Below are 20,393 nucleotides of genomic sequence, written 5' to 3'. Positions count from 1 at the left end.
TAATCAGTGACTATGAAAAGCGTTGAACTCACCGCCAATAACCGCTACCTGCATTGTGTACGTTTTGAACCTGAGTCAACCGCTAAGGCCACAATTGTTATAGCCGCCGCCCTAGGTGTGAAGCAACGTTTTTACCAGCCTATAGCCCGCTGGTTAAGCGAACAGGGCTACCGGGTCATTACTTTTGACTACTACGGTATTGGCCAGTCGGTTGATAAGCCACTTAAGCAAATAAAATCCGATATTATTGACTGGGCTGAGCTCGATATCACCTCGGTACTTGACTATGCGCAGTCCTGTCAGAAGGGCGCCCCCCTAATCTGGCTGGCTCACAGCCTGGGTGGGCAAATTGTTGCCATGGCACATAACGCCAATAAGATAGATAAGATGGTAACCATAGCCAGCGGTACCGGTTACTGGCTGAAAGCCAGCAAACAGGTCCGCTGGACATCCTGGTTGTTATGGTATTTTGCCGCTCCTATTAGCACTCCCATTGCCGGTTATTTTCCGGGGAAGCGCCTGAATATGGTCGGTGACATGCCTGCAGCAGCCATGAAGCAATGGAGTCGCTGGTGCCGCAGTAAAGACTACTTGTTTGACAATATCAGCACGGAACAAAAGAAACGCTATAAAGCATTTTCAGCCCCTATCAGCGCCTTTCATATTGCTGATGACGAGTTGTTGCAACGCTCCAATATTGAAAACCTGCTAGCGCATTACCCTAACGCAGACAAGGTGTTGAAAGACCTGACCCCGGAAATGACCGAGAGTAAAGGTATTGGCCATTTCAACTTCTTTCGCAGTCAGTTCAAAGAGTCTCTCTGGCGTAAAAACTTGCTAGACGCACTGAAGGTCAATTAAAGTCATTATAAAGTCAGTGCAATTAATAAGGACGCTTCACAATGCATTACCAAATGGAACTAGCGTTATCCTTACTGGCAGCTCTGGCATTGGGCCTGATGATAGGCATTGAGCGCGGCTGGAGCGGTAGAGACAGTGATGACGGCACGCGAGTTGCCGGCGTAAGAACCTTCAGTTTAATAGGACTCAGTGGCGGCGTTTTTGCGATTTTAGCTCAACAATGGGGCGTGTGGCTTATCGTTACCGGGTTCTTTGTTGTTGCCATACTCATTGCATCGTCTTATATCAGTCATAGCAAGCTCTCCGATGACGCGGGTATTACCACCGAATTCTCAATGCTGCTGACTTTTGCACTGGCAATTTGGGCAGCCTCCGGCGACCCTTTACCTGCACTCAGTTGCGGTGCTGTAGTGGTTGCTCTTCTCGGCCATAAAAAGAGTCTGCACAAATTGCTTAAACGCATTTCACCTAAAGCCTTTTACTCCGGCATCACTTTACTGCTGATATCTGTGGTTGTTCTGCCTTTGCTGCCAGATGAAGGTTACGGCCCCTGGCAGGCACTAAACCCCTACTGGCTGTGGTGGATGGTGGTATTAATTTCGGGTCTCTCTTTTATTGGCTACCTGTTTACTCAGTTGCTGGGAGAGAAGCGCGGCACCTTAATTACCGCCATTGCCGGGGGCTTCGCATCATCCACCGCAGTGACCTTAACGATGGCTCGTTTTGCGAAAAAGAATTCTCACAGTGTCATTTACGCCAGTGGCATGCTGCTCGCCTGTAGCATTATGTTCCCACGTGTTCTTATTGAGGTCTTTGTTGTTAACCGTGAGCTTCTAACGCTATTGTGGCCGCCTATTCTTCTCATGTTCGCTGGGTTATTAACTGTCATAGCACTCATGTACAGACAAAATAAACGTAAACCACCATCGAAGGCCGGAGAGATAACCATCAGTAACCCACTGCAACTGACCACTGCCATTCAGTTTGGTATTTTGTTAGCGGTTATTCTGCTAATGGCGGAGGCAATGAAAGACTGGTTTGGTGATGCCGGAATATACAGCCTGGCTATAGTATCCGGTCTGATGGATGTTGACGCCATTACCCTGTCGCTGTCACGCTCGGCTCACGGCGAACTCTCCGGTCAGGTAGCAGCAATGGGAATTATCTTAGCCTGTGCCAGCAATACTCTGCTTAAAGGCGTAATGTTCGCCTCTGTCGCAGGCATTAAATTACACTATCGCTACGCTGTTTACATGATTTCAAGCGTTATTCCCGGCTTGCTTTACGGCTTTTGGCAGTTTTAATCATCACAAATGCAGGACAACAATTATGAAATCCGCTCCTGACTGGATCACACATCCGGATACACCTTATTTGCTCATCGATGAAGCTAAATTAAAAAGTAACATTGGCTATCTTAAGCAACGGGTTGAGTCTCTGGGCAGTCATTTACGCCCACATTTAAAAACTCTACGTACTCTGGAAGCGGCTGAATACCTACTCGATAGTAAGAATGCTCCGGCTACAGTATCAACCTTAGCTGAGGCAGAAGCCTACGCGAAGGCAGGTTATACCGATTTACTCTATGCCGTCGGCATAGCTCCCGAAAAGCTCAAAAGGGTAGCAGCGCTAAGACTGCAAGGTATTCACCTACATATTCTGATAGACAATATGGTGCAGGCGCAGGCCGTTTCCGATTTTGCTGACCAGTTCGGGCAAGACTTTTCCGTTTTCATCGAAATAGACAGTGATGACCACCGTGGTGGTATTAAGCCGGGAGATCCGCAATTGTTAACCATTGCCAAAGAACTGGGCGCTCATTTCACCGGTTTAATGACCCACGCCGGTGGCTCGTACGCCTGCAATACGGAACAAGGGTTAAAAAAATTCGCCAAACAAGAATGCGATGCCGTTAAAGTTGCTCAGGACAACCTTCAGGCGGCCGGCATTAGCTGCGCTATAACCAGCGTTGGTTCAACGCCGACAGCACATTTTGGCGAAGACTTTAGTGACATTAGTGAGGTCAGAGCCGGCGTTTACACCACCTTTGACTTAGTTATGAAAAACATCGGCGTGTGCGGCTTTTCGGACATAGCCATGTCGGTAGTCACAACAGTCATTGGCCACAACAAAGAAAAAAACTGGTTGCTGACCGACAGCGGCTGGATGGCCCTGTCGCGTGATCGCGGTACAGCAGGCCAGAGCCAGGACTTTGGCTACGGACAAGTCTGCAGATCAGATGGCTCACTGCTGGACGGCTTGTGCGTTAACAGCACCTCGCAAGAGCACGGTGTCATTGAGTTAACCGAAGCTTACCAACCAGAAGACTTTCCTGTTGGCCATCAGCTGCGCATTTTACCTAACCATGCCTGTGCCACTGCGGCTATGCATCCGGTTTACCACGTATTAATGAGTGACGGTTCGCATAACACTTGGCAACGCATTATTGGCTGGTAGGTTCTCCCCGAAAGGTTTTTCGCCACTCACTTGGGGAGACATTAAATTGCGCTTTAAAATGATTACGTAATGAAAGAGCTGAGTTGAAACCGCATTGGCTCGCAATGACTTCAATTGGCAAGTCGGTCGACTCCAGAAGATCCTGACTAAAACGTAAGCGTTCGTTCACCAACCAATCTCCCACTGACATGCCGGTGGCTTTCTGAAACTGGCGGCTAAATGTGCGGCGAGTCATCATGACACGTTCAGCCAACTCATCCAGGCTGTGGCTTTCTCCCAACTTCAGCCTTAAATAGTCTAGCAGTTGGTTAATACGGCTATTGGGTGTCGACTTTGGTACCGGTCTGTCAATAAATTGTGCCTGCCCGCCGTTACGGTAAGGCGGTATCACCATACGTCGCGCCACTCTGTTGGCAACTTCGCTGCCGTATTGCTGACGCACCAAGTATAAACAGCAATCAAGCCCGGCGCCGGTTCCGGCCGATGTGACAATATTTCCACTGTCCACATACAGCGAGTTAGAGTCCAGAGTTACATCTGGAAAACGCTTTTGAAAGTCAGGCTCAAATTCCCAGTGCGTTGAAGCTTTCTTGCCAGAAAGCAGACCCGCATAAGCCAAAACATAAGTTCCCAGACACAAACCCACAATCTGTGCACCCCGTTCGTAGGCTTTTCTCAATTCATCCAGCAATGGCTGAGGAGGACGTTCCGCCGGGTTTCGCCAAAAGGGCACAATGACAATGTCCGCACTTCTTAACCCGGTAACATCATATTCAGGCGTTATTTGAAGCCCCGCATTCGACTTAAGCTCCCCAACTTCGCCGGCGCAGACCCTTAAATCAAAAAGAGGCTGCTCCGGCATAATGTCTTTAAAAATAATGCAGGGGACAGAAAAGTGAAATGAGCTGAACTGATTAAATGCCACTAAAGCAACAACTGGGGCAACAACTGGCTGTTTCATAACTGTCCCTCTGAAAAACGTTTAAAAACTATAACTTTCACCGTCTTCCGGCACCAACACTGAATTAGTAATATTCTTTTCTACTAAAAATTGACGCAACTCCACGCGCGATAATGCGGCGTGATTCACCGATTCCATATGGCTGGCAATTAATGTCGCTTCCGGCGCCGCTTTATGAACCTGGTAAACGTCTTCTTTATCCATAATAATGGAACCTAGCTGAGGTATCTGAGCATCTCCGGCGTTCAATATAACTACCTCTGGTTGGTATTGTTTCAAGCTATTTTCAACATAAGCATTCCAGACCGTGTCACCCGCCAAATAAAGCGTCTTTTCCCCATCATGCTTAAAGACAACACCGCAAACCTCACCCAATAGATCTCTGGCCATCGACAAAGTCACATCACTGCCATGCTGTCCCGGTGTTTTGTGTAATGCCATGCCTTCAAACTCAGTATTTTCGGTGAGTATTTGAAGGTTCATGAAGCCTTGCTCTTTAAGCACATGAGCATCCGCTTCGTGCTGCACGAAAATCAGCTTGTCCTCCGGAATGTTCTGTACTGCCACTTCATCCCAATGATCGGGGTGCGTATGTGTGACAATCACCGCATCCACATCTAAAATTTCATCCATCGACAAGGGCAAACCAACAGTAGGATTACGCAAATGGCTGTTTAGCGTGCCTTCAAAACCAGGATAGCGCCCTTTCTCCGCCAGCATAGGATCAATTAAAAAGGTTTTTCCGGCAAAAGTAAGTTTTAGTGTCGCATTACGAATTTGTGTAAATTTCATCATAGTCTCCGCTGTTGTTAACGGAAGCTATTGTTATCAATAAACACAACAAAGAAGAGTGGCCTGATGGACACTTAACGATAGAATCGGGACAACCTCAATTGTTCTTATCATAATTACCTGTAATACTTATTACCAACAATAATAAAAAGGAAAAGGAGTTCGCTATGCTAGTAAGAATCACAATGTTCGTTTGCGCACTATTCATGGCAGCTGCATTGCAGGCCGAGGAATTTAGCGAGAACAGGCACTACGAAGTTTTAGATAACCCGGCTTCGAAAACGCCTGAAATTATTGAGTACTTCTCTTTTTATTGCATGGCCTGTTACCGTTTCGAGCCCATCGCAAAAGAACTTGCCGCTACATTTCCTGAAGCCTTTAAGAAGTCACACACGTCAGGATTGAGCCCTAAGCCGGGCATGGGCAGCAAAATGACCCAAGCCTATTCGTTAGCCTTAATGCTGGGCAAAGAGCAAGCTATTAGCGAAAGCATTTTTAAGCAGCAGTTTGGGCAACGTCAGTCGATTGATGCACAGGAAAAAATTAAAGATATTTTTGTTCAGGCAGGCGTTTCTGAAAATGACTTTAAACGCGGCTTCAATAACTTTTCAGTCAAAGCTCGCGCAAAACAAATGGATAAAGACGCTCGTGATAAAAACGTCACCGGCACCCCTACACTTATCGTGAACGGCAAATACAAAATTCTGATGAATGGCTTCCGCAACAGCGATGATCTTATTGGTGACTTAAAACTGGTTATTGAACAGCTTATGAATAAGTCGTCATAAAACATAAGGGAAAGCTACAAGCTTTCCCCTTCGTTTAAAATAACGATTTCAGCTGAGGTACCAACTTTCTCTGCCATATTCAGAAAACGAGTTAGTGCGGAGTGAGATGACAAGTCTCCCATTCCCCAGCTTGCGTTGCCGTAGCCCCAGGGAATAAATACTTTACAGTTAAGGTCATCGGCTGCGGTCAGGGCATCTTCAGGGGTCATATGAACGTAGCGGTACCATTCAGGTGACTCCTCGCTGTAATAAGACGCTATTGGTAACAAGCACACATCAATATCACCATAACGCGTATTTATTGCTTTAAAGTGCTCTGAATAGCCGGTATCTCCGGCAAAAAGCAATGTTTTCCCTTTGCTTTCTATCAGCCAGGCATTCCAGGAGTCTTTATTGTTATCTTCGTAAATAAAGGGCACCCAGGTGCGGCTGCTAAAGTGATGAGCAGGCACCGCAGTAACCAAAGTCTGGTCTATCGTTTTAGAAGAATACCAGCCCAGCTCAGTTATATTAGCCCCGATTGATGGAAAGTGCTCGGCCACATTGAGAGGCACCAAGTATTCGGGCTTGAGCCCGATCTTTTCGATATCACTCTTATTAAAATGATCGTAATGAAGATGGGAGTACAATACGGCATCTGTGGCATTAATCAGTTCTGGTGACGGTTCCAAATTCATTTCTCGCTTTTTGCCACCATCAAGTGAGAACAGCCAATTTATTGGCCAGTCAAAGTCATTGAAAACAGGATCCGTTAAAAACGTCTCTCCGGTTGAGGTTTTAATGGCAAAAGTTGCGTGACCCAGCCATTTCACAGAGAAATCCGTCACCCCGTGAAAGGCCTTCTTATTTCCAGTGTACTGACACAATCCATCGCTACCACACCGAATATCGCTACGAGGCTTGTAGCAATCTTGTTTACACGTTAACGGATAGTTCTTCTCACCTGCGTCCAGGTTTTGGAAACGTCTGGTTTCCCCATTAGTCGGCTGGGGTTCCTCTTCTATCGTTGTCACAGAGTTTGCGCTACAACCTGTTAATACCAGTGTTAGCAATGCCAAAGTATTTACTGATACTAAAGTTCTAAACATTGACACCAGCATCCCACCTCTAAAGTTTAATTAAAACAAGAAAGCTAATATCAATACGTTAAGAGGTCACGCGCTAAATTGTTAGTTTTTGTAACACTAAGGTATGGGCTCTGATATTACCTGATAACCTCAGTAGTCACTTTGATAACCCCTAAATCAAGATCGGCTATTTTATCGAAAGCTGAGCGGGATAAATCGATGATTCTGCCGTCAATAAAAGGACCACGGTCATTAATTTTGACCACAATACTTTTATTATTAGCAATATTGGTTACACGCACTTTAGTTCCAAACGGTAAGGTTCGGTGAGCCGCCGTGCTGGAAAAGTGGTTATAACGTTCACCGCTTGCGGTCGTTCTGAATTGGTATTTCATAGCGTAATAAGAAGCCTTTCCGGACTCGCTAGTACCAACTAAGTTTTCAGGACTTTCAGCAGGAATCGAAGTACACCCTGTCAGCGCCAGCATAAAAATGCCAACGCCAAGGGTTAATCGTTTAAGTGGATACGGTTTTTTTGTTTTCATTCCTCAATTTTACTGAGTTACAAAAACAATGTCCGTTAAGAAATTCAAAAGGCGTGTAAAGAGTTACACACTGACCTGAAAGGCTTCCCGCACCGTAGGGTACTCAAATTCAAAACCATGGCTGCGCAACTTATCAGGCACCACAGCCTGACCTTTAAGCAGCATCGATGACATTTCCCCCAGACCTAACTTGAGCACAAAACCCGGTACTCTCATAAAGTGCGGTTTATTCAGTACCGACGCCAGAGTACGGCTAAAGGCTTCATTAGTAACGGGTCCCGGAGCGGTCATGTTAACTGGCCCAGACAAATTGTCGTGTTCCAGCAGATACTGAATCGCGCGGATCATATCCTCAAGCTGTATCCACGACATCATCTGCTCACCATCGCCCAAAGGGCCACCTAAACCAAACTTATATGGAAAAAGCATTTTGGCCAGAGCGCCCTCACCTTTTGCCAGAACCACACCGGTGCGTAGCAGAACCACGCGGGTTGCATCCTCTGCAGCTAAAGCCCGACGCTCCCATTCCTGACATAAGGTCACCGCAAAGTCAGTATGCTTAGGGCCATCGTTCTCATCTACGGGCTGAGCGTCACGCGGGCCATAGTAGCCAATAGCGGAACCACTCAGAAATACCTTAGGAGGCGTTTCTGCAGCCTTGATCATAGCCGCCAGCTTTTCGGTAACCTGCCAGCGGCTGTCTTTTAACGCCTGTTTGCGGGAGTCGCTCCAACGCTTATCCGCAATGCCTTCCCCTTGTAGATTAATAACGGCTTCAAATTGACCAATATCCGTTACTTCGTCCACCGAAGAGAGCAAAGTGACATCATCACCCAAGGCCTTTTTTGCGCGTTCCTTGTTGCGGGTAGTGACCGTAAACTGATGCTCACTTAGGTACTTGCGAATAAACGCTGAGCCAATAAGCCCGGTACCACCTGTCATTAAAATGTTCATTGGTCACCTCCCTATTTTGTTAAGTCAGCTTGCGTATTAGCTGCGCGGTATTTCTCTGAATAAGTCGGTAGCAGGATAAGCGGCCTAAAACAGCAACCACTACGGCACCAAATGCCGGCCCTAACAGCCACAACTTCCAGTGAATAACCGGCGTCATGTTAAACACCTGGTTCTGCAGTATGAACAGTGATATCTCCATTGCCAAAGTTGCTATCAGTCCACTAATGGCACCTAACACCAAAAACTCATAAGTAATACTACGGCTCAGTAATTTACCCGATGCCCCCAGTGTTCTTAGAATAACTAATTCTTTCTGGCGCTCTTCCATACTCGCCTGAACTTGCGCTACCAGCACTAAAGCGCCAGCAATGATCACAAGTACCAATACAAACACAATCGCTAAGCTCACCTGCCCAATCACTTCCCGTATTTGATCTATCATGGCATCCAAATCAATTAAAGATGCCTGTGGGAAAGGCTTGAACAACTCATACAGGTCACTTTTACGTTCTTCATCCAGTCTGAAACTGGTGATATAAGTCGCCGGAAAATCTTCCAGAGTCGAAGTATTGAAGATCATGTAAAAGTTTGGCTGCAATGTATTCCAGTCAGCTTTACGCAAGCTGGTCACCGGTACAGTGAATTCTTCGCCACCTAAGTTAAAGCGTAGTTCATCACCAACTTTAATATCCAGTCGTTCTGATACATTCAGCTCCACCGAGACCTGAGGTTCGGCATTGTCGCCCCACCACTCTCCTGCGGTAAGTTCGTTGTTAGGAGGCAAACTGTCACGCCAGGTTAAAGAGAGCTCCCTGCCTATGCCTTCACGACCGTCATTTTCTGACGCACCTTCGTCAGAGACTTCCTCATCACGATCCTCTTTGGTAACTTCGTCCTCGAGTTTCTCCCCGTTAATATGAGTTAAACGTCCCGGCACAATAGGATAGAGATCGGTCGACGGAATATTTTCCCGCTCGAACATTGACTGCATGTCATCAACGTTATCTTCAGCAATGTTAATTGCGAAATAATTTGGCGCATCGGCAGGTAGCTGACGTTTCCAGTCTTCCAGTAAATCGTTCCGTAGAACAATGACAAGCAGCAACAGCATAATGGCCGTTGAAAAGCTCAGCATTTGAACGCTATTTGCTGCCGCCCGACGTTGCAGGCCAGCCATTGCCAGTCGCCAGCTGCTGCCTGCCTGCATACCCGCTTTACGGCTGGCTGAAATAAACAAACGACCCAGCCCCAGTAAAATAACAGCAGCAACTGCGCCACCGGCAAACAAGGCCGTGGAAAGCCACCATTGCTGACTGTAAATCACCAGCAGTGCGTAAATGGTTCCGCCACTCAGTACCCATTGCAACCAACGCACCGCATTACCAGCCGTCAATTGACGGTGCAATACGCGTAGCGGTGGAATTGATACCAACCTGAATAATGGATACAGGGTAAACATAACCGCACTGATAACACCGGTCGCTCCGGCTAATGCGTAGGGCTGCCATCCGGCTTGAGGTAAGGTCGCATCCAGTTTCTGTGCCACCCATTCAATAACCACATATTGAATGGCCCAGCCAAGCGCCATACCCACCGCCACACTGGCAGCTGTAAGCAATAACAGGTGAAGTAAAAAGATACGTCGTATCTGCTGGCGACTGGCCCCTAAGGTTTTGAATATGGCAACCACATCGTAATTTCTCTGACAATAGCGCTGCGCTGCTACTGCCACCGCTGTTGCAGCCAGTACCACACCGAGCAGGCTGGCCAGCATCATAAAACGCTCAGCACGATTCAAAGAACGCGACAACGGACTGTCACCATCTTCTATACTGCGCCAGCTATGCGTGTCGTCATTCAGGCGTGGTAGCAACCAGTCTTCATAGGCAGTAATGTCGCTGTTGTCACCCGCCATTAACACATTAAAACGCACTCGGCTGCCGGGCTGGATCAAGCCCGTTTCTTCCAGTTGTGAGTGGCGAATAATAACGTTTGGACTATCAGTAAATACTGAAAAACCAACGTCCGGCTCATAGGTAACAACTTTCGTTACTTTAAAGCTGCTGTTGCCAACCTCAATGTCATCGCCGATATCTAACTGCAGCGCCTGAAATAACTGAGAAGCGACCCAGGCCTCACCTTCTGCAGGCAAACCTTCGGCCACATAACCTTGCCCAAAAGGTTCATCAGCAATTTCCAGCTGACCTCGTAACGGGTAGCCATCGCTTACCGCCTTAATATCCACCAGGGTCATGTTCTCATCAGCAAACGCCATTGAGTTGAACACAACTTTCCAGGAGGTTTTCAAATTCATTTGCCCGGCTTGCTCTAACCACTCTTGCGGTATATCTCTCCGCGAGCTCAATACTCTGTCGGCAGCAAGAAACTCACTACTACGCTCAGTTAATCCAGCCTGTAAGCGATCGCTGAAAATGGACAGTGACAACACGGCAGTGACTGACAAAATAATTGCCAGCGCCATAATTGTCAGCTCACCTCGTTTCAGCTCATGCTTCAGCAAACGAAACGAAATTTTATGCCACATCCTGAGCTGCCTCCGATAACTGCCCTGCATCCATTTGCAACACGCGCTGACAGCGCTTTGCAAGCCGTTGATCATGAGTTACCACAATCAGCGTGGTGCCATAATCCTTGTTTAAATCAAATAACAGCTCTTCGACTTTTCCACCGGTTTTCGCATCGAGGTTACCCGTTGGTTCATCGGCAAAAAGAATCTTCGGTTGTCCGACAAAGGCTCTGGCAATAGCTACTCGCTGCTGCTCGCCACCAGATAATTGATTTGGATAGTGATGCCAGCGATCTTCCAGCCCAACCTTCGCCAGTAATTCTCTGGCTTCTTTCTCTGCGCCTTTATGTCCGGCCAGCTCTGCCGGGAGCATAACGTTCTCTAAGGCACTTAAACTAGGTACCAGCAGGAACGACTGAAAAATGAATCCGACTTTGTCAGCACGAACTTTTGCGCGCTGCTCCTCATCCAATTCGCTTAATTTTTCGTTCTCTATAAGAACCTCTCCGGAGGATGCGAGGTCTAAACCCGCCAGTAGTGACAATAGCGTCGACTTACCGGAACCCGAAGCGCCGACAATGGCTACGGTGTCACCGGCATTGATACTGACGTTAATTGGCTGCAGAATCTGTAATGGACCCTCAGAGGTGTCTACGGTTTTTTCCAGTTGTTGAGCTTGAATGAGCATAAGATGAAAAACTTCCTTTTGAAAACGTGTTTATTTTTAGCGCTGTTGTTGGTTATACGCAGCGTTTCCGCAAATGTCTCACTTGTTGTTTTAGGTGACAGCTTAAGCGCCGGTTATGGGCTTTCTCAGGAACAAACCTGGGTTGCCGAGTTAGATCGTCGCTGGGAGAGCTCTCATCCCGATATAAACATCATTAACGCCAGTATTAGTGGCGAGACCACTCGTGGTGGTTTGCGCCGCTTAGAAGGCGTTTTAGAGCGTCACAAGCCCGACGCTTTATTTATCGAGCTAGGCGGTAATGATGGCCTTCGTGGGTTCGACCTAAACACAGTTCGCTCGAATTTAAAACAAATCATCGACCAGGCGCAGAAACAAGGCGTTAAAGTCGGCTTAAGTCAGGTTATGGTACCACCTAACTATGGCCAACGTTTTGCAGAACAGTTCCGCCAAGTATTTGAAGAGGTTGCAAAAGAAGAAAATGTAACGCTGATACCATTTTTCATGGAAGAGATAGCCACCAATGCCGATTACGTGCAGGACGATGGTATTCATCCCACCGCTGAAGCCCAGCCAAAGATAGCTGATTTTCTGGAGCCTTATTTGCTGGAGTTGGCGAAGTAGTGAAAGCCAGAAACAAAAAAAACCGCCTGCGGGCGGTTGATTTAAGTGGCGTCCCCTAGGGGATTTGAACCCCTGTTACCGCCGTGAAAGGGCGGTGTCCTAGGCCACTAGACGAAGGGGACCCATGGACTTAATTCTTAAGTGTTTAAAAGTAATGGCGTCCCCTAGGGGATTTGAACCCCTGTTACCGCCGTGAAAGGGCGGTGTCCTGGACCACTAGACGAAGGGGACGCAGTTATTACTTTTTACACTTCAGTATTTGAATGGCGTCCCCTAGGGGATTTGAACCCCTGTTACCGCCGTGAAAGGGCGGTGTCCTGGACCACTAGACGAAGGGGACGCAACCAAATACTTATTACTACCAGTGTGCTTTACCAAAACAACTTGGTGGAGCTAAGCGGGATCGAACCGCTGACCTCTTGCATGCCATGCAAGCGCTCTCCCAGCTGAGCTATAGCCCCGCACTAAACAGTCTCAGACTGCCCTGACAGCGGGGCGCATTCTATTGTGACCTGAGCTAATGTGTCAACTATTTTTTCTAAAAATACTGTTGTTTGAGCATTTTTATTGCAGTTTGCTCAGTAATTCATCAAATCTTAACCACGAACCGCTTTTGGCAGTTTTTGATGGTAAACGTGGTAAACCTGCTCCAACCCTTCCCGGCTCGAAACCGATACATTCATATCATTGACTAAGCCGTTATCCAACCGATAAACCCAACCGTGTATCGTCAATGGCTGATCTTTATCCCAGGTTTCCTGAACAACGTTGGTCTTTGCCAGGTTTTTAACCTGCTCCACCACGTTTAACTCACACAAGCGATCAAGCTGGTCATTTTCATTCAACCGCTCTAACTCTTCTGCATGCTCACGGTAAACGTCGCGAATAGGATACAGCCAATGGTCAACCAAACCATGGGGTTTACTCTCAATTGCAGCCTTCACACCACCACAACCGTAATGACCAACAACAAGAATATGCCGTACTTTAAGCGCTTCAATAGCGAATTGAATAACTGATAAGCAGTTAAAATCTGTCTGAATGACCTGGTTTGCCACATTTCTATGAACAAAGAGTTCACCCGGCGCCATGCCGACAATTTCATTTGCCGGAACCCGACTGTCAGAACAACCTATCCACAAGTACTCGGGAGACTGCTGACCCACTAAACGTTTGAAAAAATCAGGATCTTTTTTTACCTGCTCTTCTGCCCACGCTTTGTTATTTTCAATCAAGTGTTTTATATCTGGCATTATTTATCCCATGGTCCCGGTAGCCTGATAAGACGCTTCCACCAAATTTTAGGCATCGTTAATCCTATATAGAGGTCAAAGCTTCTATATAAACAAAGTGGAGAGAACTAAAGGCTATTGTAACCAGAATTGCACTGAATTTGGCAAAGGATTTTATTCAGATTTTTGCGCTAGATAAAACCAGCGGAGAAAAGTGGGCAGTCAGTCACTCAGGTTTTATTGAATTCCTGAGCACTCCGACTGACTGCCGTTATAAAAATGACAAAAAAAGAGAATTACCACTCAATAACCACGGGCTGCTTTAAATAGGGATTGTCGTGAGCACGTAAACTCTCTTTCATGGCCTCTTCCGAGTTCAGACCGTGATCAACACTGCCATCGCCATAACGCAGAGCAAATGGCTGATTAAAAGGCCGTGAGCGAACATGCTCGTAAAGTTCTTTAAATGTATAACAGGTTACCCCGTTAGCAGGCGTTATTCTGCTGTTACTTGGCATAACTCACCTCCTGCATTCAGCCGATACAGATTGATCCACTGCTGCTGAAATAATTCGTTAAACGCGGTAGCACCAGCTAACGCACGCTGAATAGTGGCTTCATCGGCTTCAATAATCACCTGCAGCCGTACCGGTCTGTGTACAAAGTCACTACCATCGTGCACCGACTGCCAGGCCAGTCCCTGACGTAAGTCACCACCATTTCCCTCGAAAATACCAATGTCATTCGCGACCCGGTTGTGCAGCAATTTATTGCCGCTACCCAGCTGTTTCGGATCAGTCACCGAGCAGTAGTACTGCCAGTTTATCCAGTTGGCGACCAGTCCCGGGGCACTCAACAGTTGTGTTAGCAACGCCCCTTTAGGGTCACGCTCGCTGCAGTAGTCATGCAAAAAGTTACTGCCGACCGTTTCCGACGACGTTAATCGGCTAGCTCGCCCGAAAAACAGCACATTATTATCGGCTAACCCCCACTCCGGACGCAGTTCCGCCCAATGGTTCGCCTGCTTTTTAAGCTGTTTAGCTGACCCATTGGTCGACGTGGTTAATGCCTCTGTGGCATTGCTGAATAAACACTTAACCTGATCCGGTACGGAATCGGATAGCCACACTACCTTGTCGGTTACTGTTTCATGCAGCGCTGAGTAAAACCGAGTGTTCGCGGGGATCTGAACTCCCCGGTCAACGAGGTGCTTTCGGATTTCACCGTCGTTTAATAAACGGGTTAATACTCGGGCACTTAAGGCTCCGGACTGACCGCCACAAGCCCCACAGTTGAGACCTGCGCGCTGAGCATTATTGCTGTGATGTGAACCGTGTCCTACCAGAATTACGTGCTTCCCGAACGAGTCGAACTGCATACCCGCCAATGCCTGCTCGCATAAGCTCACCAAAGACTCTACTGACGCCTGACCATCAGCCTGAAAAATAGCGCTGCCGGAAACGGCAGTATCGTCGGCGGTCGCCAGCTTTCCGGGCGCTCCTGTCAGCAACTCTTTCAACTTGCCAAGTCCAAGCGCTTCAACGCCGCTGAACATCGACACTGGCGTATTAAACAGGTTACTGAGTAATGACATAACCGAATGCTTACGCTCCGGTGCCTTAACGTAATAGGCTGGCTGCAACAGACCTGGCGCATGGGGAACGTCCTGCTCCTTCGTCTGAACCGCCAAAGGCACACCAAAAAAGCCGGCAAAGCCTTTGCTTTGTGTACTTACCCCCAAGCGCTCCCCTGCTTGTTCTAGCGCACGACGATAACGCTCAGAGCGCACATCGATACAAAACACCGCCTGCACCACTGAGGTTTCATTCGCGGCCTTATCTGAGTTTTCCGGGCTGAATTTCAGTGTCTTCAACTGTGAGCGTTCATAAGCCGCCTGCCACTGCCACAGAACATCGTTATATTCTTCAATATGAGACACTTGCCCTTCACAGTTTTCTATCTGCGTCGCAAGCGCTTGCTGCAACTGCTGATAAACAGCCGTGTTGGTCCGCTCAGCCAGTTGCCAGAGAATGTACTCCCAGGCCAGTCGAATGCATAACAACTCAAATACCCACTGACTCTGCTGGCGGGCGTCCTGATAAGCCATAGCTGCGGCCCAGCCCCACAGGTCACTGATAAGAGCCTGGCAGTAACAGCGCAGTGCATAGTCAGACGCATCGGTTAAAAAACTCGCCTGACAGACGCTAATAAGCTCATGCGGATCATCCGGGAGCTCCGCAAATAAATCGTTTAAGTCGGCCTCGTCCATCAAGGTTTCAATACCGCGGTCAGCACGGGATATCGTCAACCAATGTTGATACAACGAGCTGTCCTTACCCGCTTGCTGGAAGCGTGTAGGAAACTGCATAAACAAGCCGCAGGTCTGGCTAATTTGCAGCACCACTTCGTCATTCCAGCGCATTTTTCGGCGACGCTGCTGATATTTATCCACCCACTGGCTTAGGTTTCGCCATTGCGGCAGCAACTCACGGGACTGAGTTCGTTGATCCAGCTCCCGCACCATGTCTTCGGTCACTAACTCTGGGGCAATTTGATTCTGCTGCCACTGCTGCCAATAGAAGTCGGGGCTCATTAGCAGTCGACTCCCCGCACAGTAACGCCAATGTGCAGCGACACCGCTAACCGGTTGCTGACGATAGTGCCAGAAAGGGTTAACCGCTATCCATTGAGACAAGGGCCACTGCGGCGCAATGGACTGACTGACCTGTTCCGCGATAGACACAAAACGACTGACGGTGATCATAAGCGCCCCTCTTGTCGGCTACGACGTTGGTAATAACGAATGGGATGACTGGGCCACAACCACAACACCAGTCGCGTCAGCCACTCATCCAAATAAAGTCCGGCGTTCAAAGTGATGAACCAGCGTTGGCTCAGACGACGCGATGGCGTGTGATGAACCAACCAATAGGTAAAAGCGAAGATATTGAACAGCACGGTAATAATCGGCTCCAGTAGCAAGCTGTTAAACGGCGGTTGTGGCTCCACAACTTGTTGTACCAGCGCACCAAGAAGCAGGTAAGCAGCTATCGCCAGCACTGAAACAGCAAATCGCAACAGCCATTGGTGGAGATTCATCCAAATAGTCGCTAACGCCATGGCTAATAGAGCCGACGGTAACCACTTCGGATCACCCAGTAACCACCAACAGGTAGCAGCAACGAGTGCCTGAAAAATCAGAAAGACCAGACTCACCCGTAATATTGAGCGCGCCTGAGGCTGTTTAATGACAGCAACTTCGCTGACCGATAAGAAGGCATGAGCTTTGTAAACCGAGTGTGCAACCAGGTGAAGCAAGGCTAAGTCGTAGTATCCCAAACCAATTTCCAGCAACATCAGACCCATTTGCGCACAGGTTGACCATGCCAGACGCACCTTGATGCTGATTCGTGTTGCCATAATTAATGCAGCAAAACAGCAGGAGGCAGCCGAGACCAGGCACAATAACCACACGGCGAGAACACTATTGCTCCATAAAGGTACGGTAACCAGCAGCAAGAAGCCGCCAAGGTTAATAATGCCTGCGTGTAATAATGCAGAAACCGGTGTTGGTGCTTCAACGACCTGAATGAGCCAGCCATGCAGGGGCAACTGAGCGCACTTTATCAATGCCGCCATAACCAGACAGACTGCCGCAATGTGCTGGGGAATACTGGTAGGTGCCGTAGCAAACTGCTTGAGTATGGTGTCTAATTGAAAACTGCCCGTGTTGAGGTACATAAGGACAAAAGCCGTGCCTAAAAAAGCTTCTGAGCAGCGTGCCAGAATGAATTTTTTATGAGCCGCCAATACCGCTCTGTCACGCTCAGGATAAAACATGAGCAGTCTGTGCAGTTGCAGGCTGATGCTCATCCAGGCCACAAAGAAAACCACAATGTGATTACTGACGATAAGTACGAGTACCGCTACTAAGCAGCCAACCAATTTAGAAACGAAAGAACGACGGCGCGGATCCAGCCGGAAGTTTGTGACAGCGTAGCGCGTTACTACCAGTGCTAATAAAGCCACCAGAGCCAATAACACAGGGCGAACGCCAGATAATGTCAACCATTCAGTCATTGATGCATCCTGGGTATTTTGTTTGGGGCAATTATGGGGGCGCCTTTAATGTTAAGTAAAATAGATATAAAATATAATATTGTTCTATTTTAAAGAACGGTTATTAGCAACTATGAATTACAAACATCTCTTTTACTTCTGGCATGTGGCGGAAAGTGGCCATTTAACCCAAACCGCTCAAAAACTTCATGTATCGCAATCGGCGTTATCGGCGCAAATAAAACAGTTGGAAGAATGGTTAGGCACGCCTTTGTTTGAGCGTCAGGGGCGACAACTAGTACTGACTCAGGCCGGGTACATTGCTCGTCAGTACGCCAACCGGATTTTTCACGAAGGTGAGAACCTGGTCAAACAGCTGAAACAGGGAATGGACGGTGCTGATTTAGTGATTCGCATTGGTCACGCCTCGACCATGTCACGTAACTTTGTCGAAGCATTTATCAGCGACTTAGTGCACCAGCAGGACGTGCAATACCGGCTGCACTCAATGACCCCCGACCAGTTATTTAATGAGTTGGCTAACCATCAAATTGACCTGGCGCTGGCGAATACCAACGTACGGGGCAGTGACAAGCAATTATGGCAAAGCCGCCTGTTAGCGCGTCAGCCAGTATCCGTTATAGGGCCGCCGGGACGCGATATAGAACGCCTGACAGATGCCTCTTTACGTAACAAAAACTGGGTTCTACCACCGGAAAACATGCCCCAACGTGCGGCATTCGATATGTTAAGCGCCGAATACAAATGGCAACCACGGGTACTTGCCGAGGCAGACGATATGGCAATGTTGCGACTACTGGCGCGTGATACCGGAGCCCTGGCGGTTATTCCGGATGTTGTTGTGAGGGATGAATTGAACAACGGGCAGTTAAAACGCTACCTGACTCTGCCCAACGTGTTCGAACACTTTTATGCGATTACTCTAAAGCGCCCTTTCGAGCATCCAATGGTGGCTCGGCTTCTCAAGCGCTTTGCGTAGCCCGTTGCCGGACAACCGGCTACGCCTCCAGTTCATCAGAGTAAGTTACGCATTCTCGCGATTCGCAATAAACTCTAAAGCAAGGTCAATACGCGCCAGAACCGTCTTTTGGGGGATAAGTTCCAGCGTTACATCTAACGAAGGAGAGTTGCCTCCACCGGTTGCTGCAACACGCAGCGGCATACCTACTTTGCCCATGCCCACGTCCAAGTCAGCGGCTGTCTGATTAATTGCCGCCTGGATATTCGCCGCATTCCACTCAGCAACAGCCCCGAGCAGTTCTTTGGCTTTTACCAGAGGCTCCTTAGCTACCGGGCGCAAGTGTTTCTTCGCGGCCTTTTCTTCAAACTCATCCACCGACTCAAAGAAGTAACGGCTAATTGCTGCCATTTCTTTTAAGGTTTTTACCCGGTCAGCCTGCAACGACACAACTTGCTCTAGCGCTGGACCATTGCTTGTGTCCACACCTATTTGGTCAAACTGCCATTGCAATTGCGGTGCAACTTGCTCTGCAGGCAAAGTTTTCATGTAGTGCTGATTTAACCAATTAAGCTTTTCGGTATTAAACGCTGACGCTGCTTTGTTAACGTCATCCAGCTTAAAGTACTCAACCAGCTCCTCACGGCTGAATATTTCCTGGTCACCATGAGACCAGCCCAGGCGTGCTAAGTAATTCACGACCGCTTCCGGCACATAGCCGTCATCGCGATACTGCATAACACTGACCGCACCGTGACGTTTCGACAGTTTCTTACCATCGTCACCTAAAATCATCGACACGTGAGCGTACTGAGGTACCGGCGCGCCAAGAGCTTTCAGAATATTAATCTGACGCGGGGTGTTATTAATATGGTCTTCACCACGCACTACGTGAGTAATATCCATGTCCCAGTCATCAACCACCACACAGAAGTTATAAGTCGGCGTGCCGTCAGTACGGGCAATGATCAAATCATCCAGTTCGGTATTAGCGAATTCAATGCGCCCACGAATGTGATCATCAAAAACCACACTGCCGTCTTGCGGGTTACGGAAGCGGATCACGTACTTATCACCGCCTACGTCAGGATTGTCACGGCAGTGACCGTCGTAACGAGGCTTTTCACCAGCCGCCATTTGCTCTTCACGCATTTTCTCTAAGCGCTCCGTTGAGCAATAACATTTATAGGCTTTGTCTTCTTCCAGTAACTTGTCGATTAACTCTTTATAGCGCTCAAAACGTTGAGTCTGATAATAAGGTCCGCGATCCCAGCTTAAACCTAACCATTCCATACCCTCTAAAATGGCATCAATAGCAGGTTGCGTTGAACGTTCACGGTCGGTATCTTCAATACGCAGCACGAACTCGCCGCCCTGTGCCTTTGCAACTAACCATGAATACAATGCCGTACGGGCACCACCAACGTGCAAATACCCAGTCGGGCTGGGGGCAAAACGCGTTACCACACTCATGTTTATTCCTTTCTTTGAAACCGGTCAATTTAATGAGCGTAAGTTTATCAAGACTGAGCGCTTGACGCATCTGCTATTCGAAGTGATTAAAATGTCAGCAAACGAACCAAAGTTAGCAATTTTTATTTGACAGTTTATATCTGCGCCCTATAATGCCACCTCGCAACGACGCAGAAGTGTCACAGTGAGAATGGTTGCTTAGCTCAGTTGGGAGAGCATCGCCCTTACAAGGCGAGGGTCACTGGTTCAAGCCCAGTAGCAACCACCACTTCTCTTCTTCCCCTTAGTTGCAGACCTTCAGGATGGTTGCTTAGCTCAGTTGGGAGAGCATCGCCCTTACAAGGCGAGGGTCACTGGTTCGAGCCCAGTAGCAACCACCATTTTTTATC

At 48.1% G+C, this 20,393-nt stretch carries 18 protein-coding genes and 6 tRNA genes; 8 read left to right on the top strand and 16 right to left on the bottom strand.

Annotation, left to right across the window (positions count from 1 at the left end; genetic code table 11):
• Positions 1–12 precede the first annotated feature (12 nt).
• Genes VBY75_RS00680 through VBY75_RS00670 form a run of 3 tightly spaced genes read left to right on the top strand, consistent with a single transcriptional unit; the run spans position 13 to position 3,318 of the window.
• Complete coding sequence (locus tag VBY75_RS00680; protein ID WP_416510584.1) at positions 13–861, top strand: alpha/beta fold hydrolase; 849 nt, start codon at positions 13–15, stop codon at positions 859–861.
• A gap of 41 nt (positions 862–902) precedes the next feature.
• A complete protein-coding gene (locus VBY75_RS00675) occupies positions 903–2,165 on the top strand; it encodes an MgtC/SapB family protein (RefSeq protein ID WP_416510582.1) in 1,263 nt (420 codons plus the stop codon).
• A 25-nt stretch (positions 2,166–2,190) separates the two neighbouring features.
• Positions 2,191–3,318 (top strand): DSD1 family PLP-dependent enzyme, encoded by a 1,128-nt coding sequence (locus VBY75_RS00670; protein ID WP_416510580.1) that lies wholly within the window; start codon positions 2,191–2,193, stop codon positions 3,316–3,318.
• On the opposite strand, the gene VBY75_RS00665 is transcribed toward VBY75_RS00670, so the two are convergent.
• Positions 3,305–4,279: a GlxA family transcriptional regulator gene (locus VBY75_RS00665; RefSeq protein ID WP_416510578.1), complete on the bottom strand. Its 975-nt coding sequence runs from the start codon at positions 4,277–4,279 to the stop codon at positions 3,305–3,307. The two genes, VBY75_RS00670 and VBY75_RS00665, sit on opposite strands and share 14 nt — an antisense overlap.
• 21 nt (positions 4,280–4,300) lie before the next feature.
• Positions 4,301–5,074, bottom strand: a complete 774-nt coding sequence (locus VBY75_RS00660) for an MBL fold metallo-hydrolase (protein WP_416510576.1) — start codon at positions 5,072–5,074, stop codon at positions 4,301–4,303.
• Between the two features lie 164 nt (positions 5,075–5,238).
• On the opposite strand from VBY75_RS00660, the gene VBY75_RS00655 reads away from it, so the two are divergent.
• Positions 5,239–5,859 (top strand): thiol:disulfide interchange protein DsbA/DsbL, encoded by a 621-nt coding sequence (locus tag VBY75_RS00655; RefSeq protein WP_416510574.1) that lies wholly within the window; start codon positions 5,239–5,241, stop codon positions 5,857–5,859.
• A gap of 14 nt (positions 5,860–5,873) precedes the next feature.
• Here the strand turns inward: VBY75_RS00655 and VBY75_RS00650 are convergent, their stop codons facing one another.
• The 5 genes from VBY75_RS00650 to VBY75_RS00630 all read right to left on the bottom strand — a co-directional run bounded on the left by VBY75_RS00650 (position 5,874) and on the right by VBY75_RS00630 (position 11,640).
• Positions 5,874–6,947, bottom strand: a complete 1,074-nt coding sequence (locus VBY75_RS00650; protein ID WP_416510572.1) for an MBL fold metallo-hydrolase — start codon at positions 6,945–6,947, stop codon at positions 5,874–5,876.
• A gap of 116 nt (positions 6,948–7,063) precedes the next feature.
• Positions 7,064–7,471, bottom strand: a complete 408-nt coding sequence (locus VBY75_RS00645) for a septal ring lytic transglycosylase RlpA family protein (RefSeq protein ID WP_416510570.1) — start codon at positions 7,469–7,471, stop codon at positions 7,064–7,066.
• 63 nt (positions 7,472–7,534) lie between these two features.
• Positions 7,535–8,425: a TIGR01777 family oxidoreductase gene (locus VBY75_RS00640; RefSeq protein ID WP_278354758.1), complete on the bottom strand. Its 891-nt coding sequence runs from the start codon at positions 8,423–8,425 to the stop codon at positions 7,535–7,537.
• A gap of 19 nt (positions 8,426–8,444) precedes the next feature.
• Positions 8,445–10,970 carry an ABC transporter permease gene (locus tag VBY75_RS00635; protein ID WP_416510568.1) on the bottom strand — a complete coding sequence of 842 codons (2,526 nt, stop codon included), beginning with the start codon at positions 10,968–10,970 and terminating at the stop codon, positions 8,445–8,447.
• Positions 10,960–11,640, bottom strand: a complete 681-nt coding sequence (locus VBY75_RS00630; protein WP_054488463.1) for an ABC transporter ATP-binding protein — start codon at positions 11,638–11,640, stop codon at positions 10,960–10,962. The genes VBY75_RS00635 and VBY75_RS00630 overlap by 11 nt, the downstream gene beginning before the upstream one ends.
• A 3-nt stretch (positions 11,641–11,643) precedes the next feature.
• Here VBY75_RS00630 and VBY75_RS00625 point away from each other — a divergent pair, with 3 nt between their 5' ends.
• Positions 11,644–12,261, top strand: a complete 618-nt coding sequence (locus VBY75_RS00625) for an arylesterase (RefSeq protein ID WP_054488465.1) — start codon at positions 11,644–11,646, stop codon at positions 12,259–12,261.
• Positions 12,262–12,307: 46 nt separating this feature from the next.
• On the opposite strand, the gene VBY75_RS00620 is transcribed toward VBY75_RS00625, so the two are convergent.
• The 8 genes from VBY75_RS00620 to VBY75_RS00585 all read right to left on the bottom strand — a co-directional run bounded on the left by VBY75_RS00620 (position 12,308) and on the right by VBY75_RS00585 (position 17,573).
• A tRNA-Glu gene (locus VBY75_RS00620) sits at positions 12,308–12,383 on the bottom strand.
• 33 nt (positions 12,384–12,416) lie between these two features.
• Positions 12,417–12,492: transfer RNA gene (locus tag VBY75_RS00615), tRNA-Glu, on the bottom strand.
• 33 nt (positions 12,493–12,525) lie between these two features.
• Positions 12,526–12,601: transfer RNA gene (locus VBY75_RS00610), tRNA-Glu, on the bottom strand.
• A gap of 45 nt (positions 12,602–12,646) precedes the next feature.
• A tRNA-Ala gene (locus VBY75_RS00605) sits at positions 12,647–12,722 on the bottom strand.
• 135 nt (positions 12,723–12,857) lie between these two features.
• Positions 12,858–13,514, bottom strand: coding sequence for a carbonate dehydratase (gene can, locus VBY75_RS00600; RefSeq protein WP_054491278.1), 657 nt, complete (start codon positions 13,512–13,514; stop codon positions 12,858–12,860).
• A gap of 275 nt (positions 13,515–13,789) precedes the next feature.
• The gene (locus VBY75_RS00595; protein WP_222235568.1) at positions 13,790–14,011 is read right to left on the bottom strand and encodes a hypothetical protein; all 222 of its coding nucleotides are present in this window, start codon (positions 14,009–14,011) and stop codon (positions 13,790–13,792) included.
• Positions 13,990–16,257 carry a putative inorganic carbon transporter subunit DabA gene (locus VBY75_RS00590; protein ID WP_416510564.1) on the bottom strand — a complete coding sequence of 756 codons (2,268 nt, stop codon included), beginning with the start codon at positions 16,255–16,257 and terminating at the stop codon, positions 13,990–13,992. The genes VBY75_RS00595 and VBY75_RS00590 overlap by 22 nt, the downstream gene beginning before the upstream one ends.
• Entirely contained in the window at positions 16,254–17,573 is a 1,320-nt protein-coding gene (locus tag VBY75_RS00585) for an NADH-quinone oxidoreductase subunit L (RefSeq protein ID WP_054491281.1), read from the bottom strand. The genes VBY75_RS00590 and VBY75_RS00585 overlap by 4 nt, the downstream gene beginning before the upstream one ends.
• Before the next feature lie 112 nt (positions 17,574–17,685).
• On the opposite strand from VBY75_RS00585, the gene VBY75_RS00580 reads away from it, so the two are divergent.
• Positions 17,686–18,552, top strand: a complete 867-nt coding sequence (locus tag VBY75_RS00580; RefSeq protein ID WP_199494522.1) for a LysR family transcriptional regulator — start codon at positions 17,686–17,688, stop codon at positions 18,550–18,552.
• Between the two features lie 45 nt (positions 18,553–18,597).
• Here the strand turns inward: VBY75_RS00580 and gltX are convergent, their stop codons facing one another.
• Positions 18,598–20,004: a glutamate--tRNA ligase gene (gene gltX, locus VBY75_RS00575; protein ID WP_416510561.1), complete on the bottom strand. Its 1,407-nt coding sequence runs from the start codon at positions 20,002–20,004 to the stop codon at positions 18,598–18,600.
• Positions 20,005–20,196: 192 nt separating this feature from the next.
• Here gltX and VBY75_RS00570 point away from each other — a divergent pair.
• Together VBY75_RS00570 and VBY75_RS00565 are read left to right on the top strand one after the other, a co-directional pair.
• Positions 20,197–20,272: transfer RNA gene (locus tag VBY75_RS00570), tRNA-Val, on the top strand.
• 36 nt (positions 20,273–20,308) lie between these two features.
• Positions 20,309–20,384, top strand: a tRNA-Val gene (locus tag VBY75_RS00565).
• Positions 20,385–20,393 lie beyond the last annotated feature (9 nt).

Origin of the sequence: Idiomarina sp. HB (assembly GCF_048059115.1) — a bacterium.
Classification (GTDB): Bacteria; Pseudomonadota; Gammaproteobacteria; order Enterobacterales; family Alteromonadaceae; genus Idiomarina; species Idiomarina abyssalis.
This window is presented reverse-complemented; position numbering and strand designations above follow the sequence as displayed.